This is a genomic window from uncultured Microscilla sp. (assembly GCF_947493425.1).
GTDB lineage: Bacteria > Bacteroidota > Bacteroidia > Cytophagales > Microscillaceae > Microscilla.
The window spans coordinates 1-8,808 of record NZ_CANLRP010000251.1; the positions used below are offsets into that span (position 1 = coordinate 1).

General features: G+C 42.5%; 8 protein-coding genes. 7 read left to right on the forward strand and 1 reads right to left on the reverse strand.

Annotated elements, in window-relative coordinates:
* The coding region (locus tag Q0954_RS31385; RefSeq protein WP_299465077.1) for a hypothetical protein at positions 1 to 182 on the reverse strand (182 nt) is incomplete at its 3' end.
* 559 nt (positions 183 to 741) lie between these two features.
* Between Q0954_RS31385 and Q0954_RS31390 the strand changes: the two genes are divergently transcribed.
* From Q0954_RS31390 to Q0954_RS31420, 7 genes are all read left to right on the forward strand, one after another.
* Complete coding sequence (locus Q0954_RS31390; RefSeq protein ID WP_299465080.1) at positions 742 to 3,966, forward strand: two-component regulator propeller domain-containing protein; 3,225 nt, start codon at positions 742 to 744, stop codon at positions 3,964 to 3,966.
* Between the two features lie 35 nt (positions 3,967 to 4,001).
* The gene (locus Q0954_RS31395) at positions 4,002 to 4,685 is read left to right on the forward strand and encodes a response regulator (RefSeq protein WP_299465083.1); all 684 of its coding nucleotides are present in this window, start codon (positions 4,002 to 4,004) and stop codon (positions 4,683 to 4,685) included.
* A gap of 531 nt (positions 4,686 to 5,216) precedes the next feature.
* Positions 5,217 to 5,363 (forward strand): hypothetical protein, encoded by a 147-nt coding sequence (locus Q0954_RS31400; RefSeq protein ID WP_299465086.1) that lies wholly within the window; start codon positions 5,217 to 5,219, stop codon positions 5,361 to 5,363.
* Positions 5,364 to 5,888: 525 nt separating this feature from the next.
* Positions 5,889 to 6,659, forward strand: coding sequence for a hypothetical protein (locus tag Q0954_RS31405; protein ID WP_299465090.1), 771 nt, complete (start codon positions 5,889 to 5,891; stop codon positions 6,657 to 6,659).
* A gap of 4 nt (positions 6,660 to 6,663) precedes the next feature.
* Positions 6,664 to 7,194 carry an OmpH family outer membrane protein gene (locus tag Q0954_RS31410; protein WP_299465093.1) on the forward strand — a complete coding sequence of 177 codons (531 nt, stop codon included), beginning with the start codon at positions 6,664 to 6,666 and terminating at the stop codon, positions 7,192 to 7,194.
* On the forward strand, positions 7,191 to 7,817 hold the full coding sequence (locus Q0954_RS31415; protein WP_299465096.1) for a hypothetical protein: 627 nt from the start codon (positions 7,191 to 7,193) through the stop codon (positions 7,815 to 7,817). The genes Q0954_RS31410 and Q0954_RS31415 overlap by 4 nt, the downstream gene beginning before the upstream one ends.
* A gap of 28 nt (positions 7,818 to 7,845) precedes the next feature.
* Positions 7,846 to 8,736, forward strand: coding sequence for a hypothetical protein (locus Q0954_RS31420; RefSeq protein WP_299465099.1), 891 nt, complete (start codon positions 7,846 to 7,848; stop codon positions 8,734 to 8,736).
* Positions 8,737 to 8,808 lie beyond the last annotated feature (72 nt).

Below are 8,808 nucleotides of genomic sequence, written 5' to 3' on the forward strand. Positions count from 1 at the left end.
TATTTCTTTTGTGACATATCCTTTTGGATGCTAATATAAAAACTATACCCTAATAACCAAAGTTGAAGTAACACTAGACTACCATCATTCCATATTAGACCAGTTTTTTGCCCCTTCACCTCCATAAAAAAACTCAAGACACATAGCCCTGCCATTAATAATGTAAATCTTAAAAATTTCATGTTTTGTAATTATTTAGTGATACAAATCCCTACTCTATTGCTGGGTTTTCGGGAGCCCCCCGCTAGTTTTTGTACAAAACAAGGAGTAGTAGCAGGGCTTTCCCAAAGCAGGGGACGAAAAGGCAGTTTGGTGGGATATGAGGGTTAAAGAGAAATTTTTATTGTACTTTTTTGTAAAAAACTGGTACTGTAAGGACTATTTAAGGAAGGCGAGGCAACTTTTTGTGGGATAAAGTGGACTAGATGAGGGACAACGTAAGCGAAATGAGGGACAAAGGTAACGAATTGGTGGTTTTTCCTACATGTCAGGGTAAAACTAGGGGTTATCTGTTAATTTTGCATTATATAGTTAACGCCTCAGTTTAGAATTAGAGCTTGTTTAAATTTTGTTTTCAGAGTTAAAAATGATGAGTTTTTTGTGCTAATGAGATACATTTTTAAGCGAATAGCTAAAGCTATTGGCGCAAAAATTACCGAAGTTAGCGCGTAAAAATTACTTTTTTAGCCTAGATCATTAATTTTAAACAAGCTTTTATAAAAGAAGAAGGGAATAACCTCTATGAGAAAAATATTGAGTTGCTTCATCACTGTCATGGGCTGTGTTATCACCTCTTTTGGTCAAAACAATCACCCCAGTTATCAACACCTGACCACCAACGACGGTTTAGCCCACAATCAAGTGAAGGCGATATTACAAGACAGCAAGGGCTTTGTATGGTTGGGTACCAATGAGGGGCTCAATCGTTATGATGGCTATGAGTTTAAGGTGTATGAGTTTACCCCGTTTGACAGTTGCAGCATCCGCGACAATGGCATTACCTCTATCGTAGAAGATAAAAATGGCAAACTATGGGTAGCCACGTTTAATGGAGGGCTTCATGTTTTTGATCCAATCACCGAATGCTTCAGGCAAGTACCCATCCCCCACATTGGGCAACCTCAGGACGGCTGTATTCTTAAAGTACACCTTGACAAACAAGGTTTTGTGTGGGTAATTACCGAGCACTTGATTTTAAAAAAAATCGATCCAAATACTCATAAAGTCACTTCTTTTGGTCAAAGAAACAAGTTTCAATACACCTCTGGTGTTCAGGAAGATGCTTCGGGAAGATACTTATACCTTAACATAAGGAGAAAAGATGTGGCGGTTTTTGATAAGCACCAAGGCAAGTTTATTACCCCCTCACAAGCGACTCGCTTTAAGCGCCCCAAAGCATACGATACTCAAGAAATAGTGAAAGATGCTCAAGGCAAACTGTGGATTTACCGCTGCAGTGCAAACAAACTACAACGAATAAATATAGCTACCGGGGAAACCGCTGTTTTTGAAGATACTTTTGACCGGGTAAAAACATCCTCTAAAAACTCCAAAGCCAACAATTCTTTTCGCTCTTTTTTGATACAAGACAACAAAGGACTTATCTGGAAATCCAATACCGGGGGCATGTCGGCGTTTGACCCACAAGAAAAAAGGTTTGTGGGGAGTTATCAATTGCCCATAACAAAAAAAAATATTTGGGTACACCACCCCCTTATCGACCAATCGGGTAAGGTGTGGCTAGGCACCAATGCAGGGGTGTATATGCTCAAGCTTTCTGCCAAGCCATTAAAAACTTTTAATGTGGGTAAAATCACCGATGTAATACTGACAGACCCACAAGGAACGGTTTGGGTAGGGGGTAAAGAAACCCTGACGGCATTTTTTGCCAATGGTACCAACAAAACCTATAAGTTTGCTTCCTATTTTAAGCCTGTCCCATGTCCGGCAAGTGGTGTTCCATTGGGTATCTCTGGAGATCCGCTGGATAGGGAACATATTCTGTGGGTGACCGTGGCAGGGTTTGGATTGCTAAAATTTGATAAAAAAACCGAAACATTTACCCGTTATAAGCCCAAAGGGTCCAACGAGCAACATCTGATCAATGCTTATGCTGTATTGATTGATCCAAACGAGCCTCAAATCATTTGGCTTGGGTGTGACAATGGTTTGCAAAAGTTTGATGTGAAAAATGAAACCTTTCAGTTATTTGCTTATCAATACCCACAAGGCAATCTTGACGAGATACGTAAAATTTATAAGGACAGTCAAGGGATGTTGTGGTTGGCTACTTTTCATAGTGGCATTGTATGCTTTGACCCAAAAAAACGGACCTACTGCCAATACCTACACGACCCAACCAGGGAAACAAGCCTGAGTAACAACAGTACGGTTGATTTTTGCGAAGACAAACACGGAAACTTCTGGATTGCCAGTGAAGGAGGAGGGCTCAATTTACTCGATCGCAAAAAGCAGGTTTTTCGTCACTATACTCGAAAAAATGGGTTGCCGAGTAACTATATCAAGGCGATAAGCGAAGACAAGCAGGGGCGGCTTTGGCTGGCTACTCACCACGGAATATGCCAATTTGATCCTGTTAGTAAAACGCCCACTAATTATGATCAAAGAGATGGTTTGCCTGAATATAACCTTACCAGGGCTTTTTATCAAAACCAACGGGGGAAAATGTTTTTTGGTGGCCAAAAAAGCGTGATTGCGTTTCACCCCGAACAATTGGTTAGTAACACTTACATTCCCTCTGTTTTCATTACCAAGTTTAAGAAATTTAACCAAGCCATGCCACTTTACCAAGCCATGAACCAACAACAAGAGTTAGCCTTGTGCTACAAAGATGCGGCAGTTTCTTTCGAATTTGCGGCGTTGAGTTTTTACCAAAGCAATAAAAACCAATATGCTTACAAGTTGGAGGGCTTACATCAGGAATGGGTGCAATTGGGTTCCCAACGAGAGATTACTTTTGCTAACCTGGCGCCTGGGGTTTATACTCTGAGGGTAAAAGCATCGAACAATGCAGGGGTATGGAATGAAGAAGGGGTTACCTTAAAGATAAGGGTCACCCCTCCGTGGTGGGCAACCGATTGGTTTCGTTTGGGAGCAGCCTTGTTTGTTTTGCTGACCGTAGTAGCAGGGTATAGCTGGAGGTTGCAACAAGCCAGACGTAAACGAATAGTGTTAGAGAGATTGGTAGACGAACGTACTGCGGATCTCAAAAAGCTGAACCACACCAAAGATCGTTTTTTTGGCATCATTGCCCACGACTTAAGGGGGCCATTGGCCTCGTTTCAGCAGGTCAACTATCTGCTCAATCATCATATCAAAAAGCAGCGATTGGACAGGGTAAAAACCATAAGCGAACAAATAGATGCTTCTGCCCAAAAGCTCAACCGTCTGCTCAACAACTTACTGGATTGGGCAATGGTACAACAAAAAAGTGTAATTCCGCGACCAGAAAAACTCGACCTGTACCAACAAGTACAAGATTGTATGGCGGCGTATCAGGGAAGCCTCGATTTACACCATATACAAATAGAGAATAAGGTGTCCCAGGGACAAGTCTTATGGGCAGACCCTCACTCGGTCACCAGTTTGATACAAAACCTCATTGGCAACGCCACCAAGTTTACCCCCGACTGGGGCACTATCGAAATTACCACCCAACATCAAGAGAATGAGTTGGTGCTTGCCATCCAAGATTCGGGCATAGGCATGGATGCCGCAACCCTGAAGCAAATGTTTGAGTTAAGCGGTAAAAAAAGCCGTGAAGGGCTTCGGGGGGAGCAAGGTGTGGGGTTGGGGCTTACCTTATGCCAGGAATTTGCCCGCCTCAACAATGCCACCCTCACTGTAGATAGTATTCCAGGGAAAGGCAGTACTTTTTATGTCACTTTTCGGGGGCAAAAAATGCCAATCAATCAACCAAATGCCTCAATATTATCTGAAGATTAATCCAATAATTTCTTTAACTATATCGATCACTACTTATGAATATACTAATTGTAGAAGATGACCCTATTTTTGCCCAAGGGCTTCAGATTATGCTCGAAGATATGGGCTACCATCCATTAGGCATTGCTCAAGAGGCAAACGAAGCGTTGCGCCTGATGAGTGCTACCCAACCCGATTTGGTGCTCATGGATATTCACATCAGAGGAACAATGGATGGTATAGAGGTGGCCGAACAAATGAAACAGCGGTCTTTGATGATTCCCGTTATTTTTCTTACCTCGCTTCAAAACCAAGAGGTGTTCGCGAGAGCCAAACAAACCAACCCTTTTGCTTATTTGAGTAAACCAGTAGAAATAGATCAACTACAAAGAGCCATTGAACTTGCTCTGCACAAATACGCCCATAAGTCGTCCCACCTGAACGAGTGGGCAAATGATGTGGCGATTCAAAACAGTTTTTTTGTAAAGGTAGGTCGGCGTATACAGAAGGTAAACATTCCTGATATTTATTACCTGGAAGTAGACCGTAATTATTCCACCATTATGTTGAAAGACCAGCCACTAAAGGTAAGAATGACTTTTAAAGAACTAAGCCAAAAGTTGCCCGATCATCAGTTTCTCAAAATCAATAAGTCGTATATAGTTAACCTGGCTAAAGTGGACAATGCAGACCTGGAAAAAAATGAGGTGCAACTAGTACCTCAACCTCTAAATACCTGACACATTATTTCGGCGATATTCGCGCCCTGACTTTACTTAAAAAATATCGCGTAGCTATGGCTATGCTCAATTTTTGAAGTTTGTCAGAGAACAAATCTCATCCTAAATAAATAGTGCATTTACTTAGAGGATAAGGTACTAGGACACTATATAGTACCCATGAGCAAACGGTATCGCAAAGATTTGCTTAAGGCATTGGACATAAGATAGGTGTGATAGCCTTACTCTAAAATGTTTATTTTGATCAGCTTCTCCCGCTGTGTCAAGTCTTCCCGCCGGGCAGAAGTTTGGAGACTTCCCTGTATTTAGGCTTTCAAGTCCCCTCCGGAAGGCTTACAAGAGCGAGGTTAGAAGGTTGTTCTACGATTATTAATGACGCACTTTTGGTTGCTTGTGAAGACACCATAGCCGTCAGGTTAAGCAAACAAGTGTAGAAAATTCACCCTAAAAATACCGCCACCACCTCAGTGAGTGTCTCCACTCGCTGATTGAGCCTCTAAAAAAAAGCACCCAAAGACAGTCTGGTCTCTTGTGAAGACACAAGCGATGGCGGAAGAAGGTTATTCTGTGATTATTGTCTGGGTTGCTTATGAAGACACAAGCAACGGCGTAAGAGCAACGTCAAAACCCATTCAAATGCCTTTTGTAGGGCAATTCTTTATGGTTGCCCTGGCGTAGTAAATTTCATTGCTTGTCGCCCCTTAGTATTTTGAGATGTTTTGCTACTCAGCTCTTTTGGTTGCTTGTGAAGACACAAGCAACGGCGTGAAAAAACGAGGGTAGAAGGTTTTTCTGCAATTATTAATGACGCATTGTCTAGGACTTAAAAGAGCGGGAGTTTATGCTCATTTGAGAATGTAATATTTCAATCTGTTTTCTAGTACCTACTACACCTGCCTACTACTTACCCCAACCAATATTTTCCCACTTCGCTTTATGTCAAGGTTGACAATAGCTGACCAAGCCATTCACAAATTTGTCTTTTTGCAGAAAAAAATAAAAATATAAGATATTGATAGTCAGTTATTTATGTTAATTCCATAAAATTCGTAATCCTTTGCAAAGCCTGCCTTGAGTATGGTATAACAGAGAAACTAAAAAAATAGCGCAAAAAAATAAAGAGGTAAAATGAATGCTTAATGCTTCGGTTTGCACTAAAAGTTAGCCTATTAGATGTAATGTATAGTTTTCAAATATAAAAAAATGAAATCTTCAAAAAAGACAGTGTTTATGCTCATTACAGGTTTTGTAATGTTGCTTTTTCTACCGGGCAAAACTTATGCTCAAACATATTCGCCGCCTCGTGCTGTATTTCCGGTGCCGGGGCACGTCATACACCATACCTATCCTACATTTAGCTGGATACCCATGTACCCTCACAAAAGTACTACTACCTATGAACTGATACTGGTAGAAGTATTGGCAGGTCAAACTGCGCAGGCGGCTATTCAGGCAAACCCATTGATACTCAGAAAAGCCTTTATTAAAACGCCAGTGTTTACTTACCCTGTGTCGGCACCTGCCCTCAAGCAAGGCAAAGTATACGCCTGGCAAATCACAGCGCATTACCGAGAGGGAGTAAACGAAGTGTCGGTGTTACGCAAGTTACCCGGCGAGGTAAATGTGTTTCGGATGGCAAACCCCCAAACGGCTACCTGTATCACGTTGTGGTCGGAAAAACCTGACGATACACGATTTTACCTCGTGCCAGATTATGAGCTTCGCTTTGCCCTTGGTACACGTAGCCACCAAGAAATCTCTCAATTACAATTTGCCATTGTCAATCAAACAGGCAAGTCAATTACCCAGCAAAGGATTGTACCAGTAAAGGTGAAAAACACCGAGGGGCAATACACTATTCCTCTGAGAAAGTATGCCGCCTTTCGGAAGAAAAGCACCAAGCACCAGATTTACACCCTGAAAGTGAGCACGCCGAAAGGAAAAAATTATGAAGTAAACTTTACAACCAAATAACCCTATGAAAACGCTGTATATCACCAATTTAATCATTTTGGTGGGGATTATCGGATACCTCGCCTGGAAGCCGAGCCTTACCCCCACGATTGCCTATGTGCGTTCTGCCTATTTGGTAGAAAAGTATTTGGGGGTAAAAGAAGCCCAAAGAAACTACCAGAAAAAGCTTGCCTCTTGGCAAATAAATGCTGATACTTTGCAACACAAACTAGAAGCCACCCTAAAGTTTTATCAAACCCAGCAAGCCACTCTCAACGAAGCCCAACGCAAACAACTCAGGGTAGAGGTTCAACGCAGACGAGCCGACCTGGACAGGTACCAGCTCAATATGCAAACCAAGGCAAAAGAAGAAGAAGACCGATTGTTTGGTGGGGCGCTCAAGCAGATTAACAGCTTTGTAGAGCAATACGCCAAAAGCCAAGGCTATGAAATTGTGTTGGGCACCACCGAAACTGGCAACTTGATGTACGCCAGCCATGCTTATGACATTACCGATGAAGTATTGACTGCACTCAATAAAAATTATCAACAATGATCTCAAAGATTAAACACGCCATGATACTCATTGGCATGGCTTGGCTGTATGCTGGTTGTCAGGCGAGTATCGACTCTCAGCGGGCGCTGTACCAATGGGTGAATAACCCCACTAATGGTATGGTAAAAAGTAAGGAGGTAGGGTTGTATCGCCTCACGATGAAATACATGCCCCCTGAACTGCAGGCAAGCCGCGAATTGGCACATAAGAGCCCTCAAAAGGCAGATGACTTGTTGAAATCAGAGCGAGACAACTTGACCTTTGTGCTCAACCTATCTCCGGTAAGCCAGTCAGGTAGGCAAGACATTATGTACCAAGAGGTGAGCAGTTATGCCGCCTACAAGCAGCGGGCAATGGATATGAACTTCAACATGGCAAAATACATTGCCATCAAAGCCAATGGTAAAGAAATTCGTCCTGGCATTGCTCACTTGGAGAATACCTACAGTTTGAGCCAGGGACGCAACATTATGCTGGTATTTGACCGTAGGCAAGTGCCGCAAAACGCCCGGAAGCTGGACATTATTTTTACCGATCAGTTTTTTGGTACAGGCATCCACCACTTTGTATTTCACCAAAAAGATTTAGACAACTTACCCCAGGTAACCTATCTGGACAAATAAAACCAATACCGTGATGAAACGCCAAAGAATGAAAAGATTCAAGCAAAAAGTGATCAGGTTTACGGCCGTATTTTTGGCGGTAAATATACTGATAGATACTGTGTTCGCTACGCTGGCACTGGCGCTTACTTCGGGACCTTCGTCTCCTGAATTTGCCAGTTTCGAGCCGGTAGCCACCACCAATATGGTCAACACCTTTACTGGTGACTTTACCTATAACTTGCCCGTGTTGCAGATTCCTGGACCCGATGGGGGAGGCTATGCCATGTCATTGGCTTACCATAGTGGCGCCAACTCAGAAGAGGAAGCCTCATGGGTAGGCTATGGCTGGACGCTCAACCCTGGCTCTATTAACCGTAATGTGCGGGGATTTCCTGATGACTATAAGGGGGTGCCCATCAAACAGTTTAACAAAATTCCGGTAAACTGGACGGCAAGTGCTACTCTGGGAAGGGGGCTGAAGTATTTTGGCAAGAAAAAGTTTAAAATACCTAAGGAAATAGCTAATCCAAGAAACCTAGAGCCTTTCATGACTTATGTAGACTCTGATCTGCTCCCCGACGTAGAAAAGGCCAAGTTGAGTTTGAACTATACTCGTACTTTACGCTACAACAACTACACTGGCTTGATGTCTTTTTATGGCATTGGCGGCAGTGCTTTTGGGTTTTCTGGTCTTGATATGAAAAAGAGTGCCAAGGGGCGTACCTGGAACGCGAAGTTTAATCCATTGAAAGCAATCTATAAAATTAAAAAGGGCTTTGGGGTAAAGGTACACAAAGCCAAGGAAGGCAAACATATAAAAATTAATCACCAATTTAGTAGCAGTAGCCTCACACAGAGCTTGAGGGGGGCATTAGGTGCTCCTTTTAGTACCAAATATGGTTTATACACCTTTAGCGAGCGCATAAAAAATGTCTAGTTCTAAGACATTTGGGGGAGGCATTTAAGTCTCCCATTAAGAGAAGCCGCAGTCATTAGGTTAATTAGCCAA

What these genes read in the sequence shown, in the direction of transcription:
- Q0954_RS31390 (WP_299465080.1), top strand. Translation starts at nt 742, where the DNA reads ATGAGAAAAATATTGAGTTGCTTCATCACTGTCATGGGCTGTGTTATC.
- Q0954_RS31395 (WP_299465083.1), top strand. Translation starts at nt 4,002, where the DNA reads ATGAATATACTAATTGTAGAAGATGACCCTATTTTTGCCCAAGGGCTT.
- Q0954_RS31405 (WP_299465090.1), top strand. Translation starts at nt 5,889, where the DNA reads ATGAAATCTTCAAAAAAGACAGTGTTTATGCTCATTACAGGTTTTGTA.
- Q0954_RS31410 (WP_299465093.1), top strand. Translation starts at nt 6,664, where the DNA reads ATGAAAACGCTGTATATCACCAATTTAATCATTTTGGTGGGGATTATC.
- Q0954_RS31415 (WP_299465096.1), top strand. Translation starts at nt 7,191, where the DNA reads ATGATCTCAAAGATTAAACACGCCATGATACTCATTGGCATGGCTTGG.
- Q0954_RS31420 (WP_299465099.1), top strand. Translation starts at nt 7,846, where the DNA reads ATGAAAAGATTCAAGCAAAAAGTGATCAGGTTTACGGCCGTATTTTTG.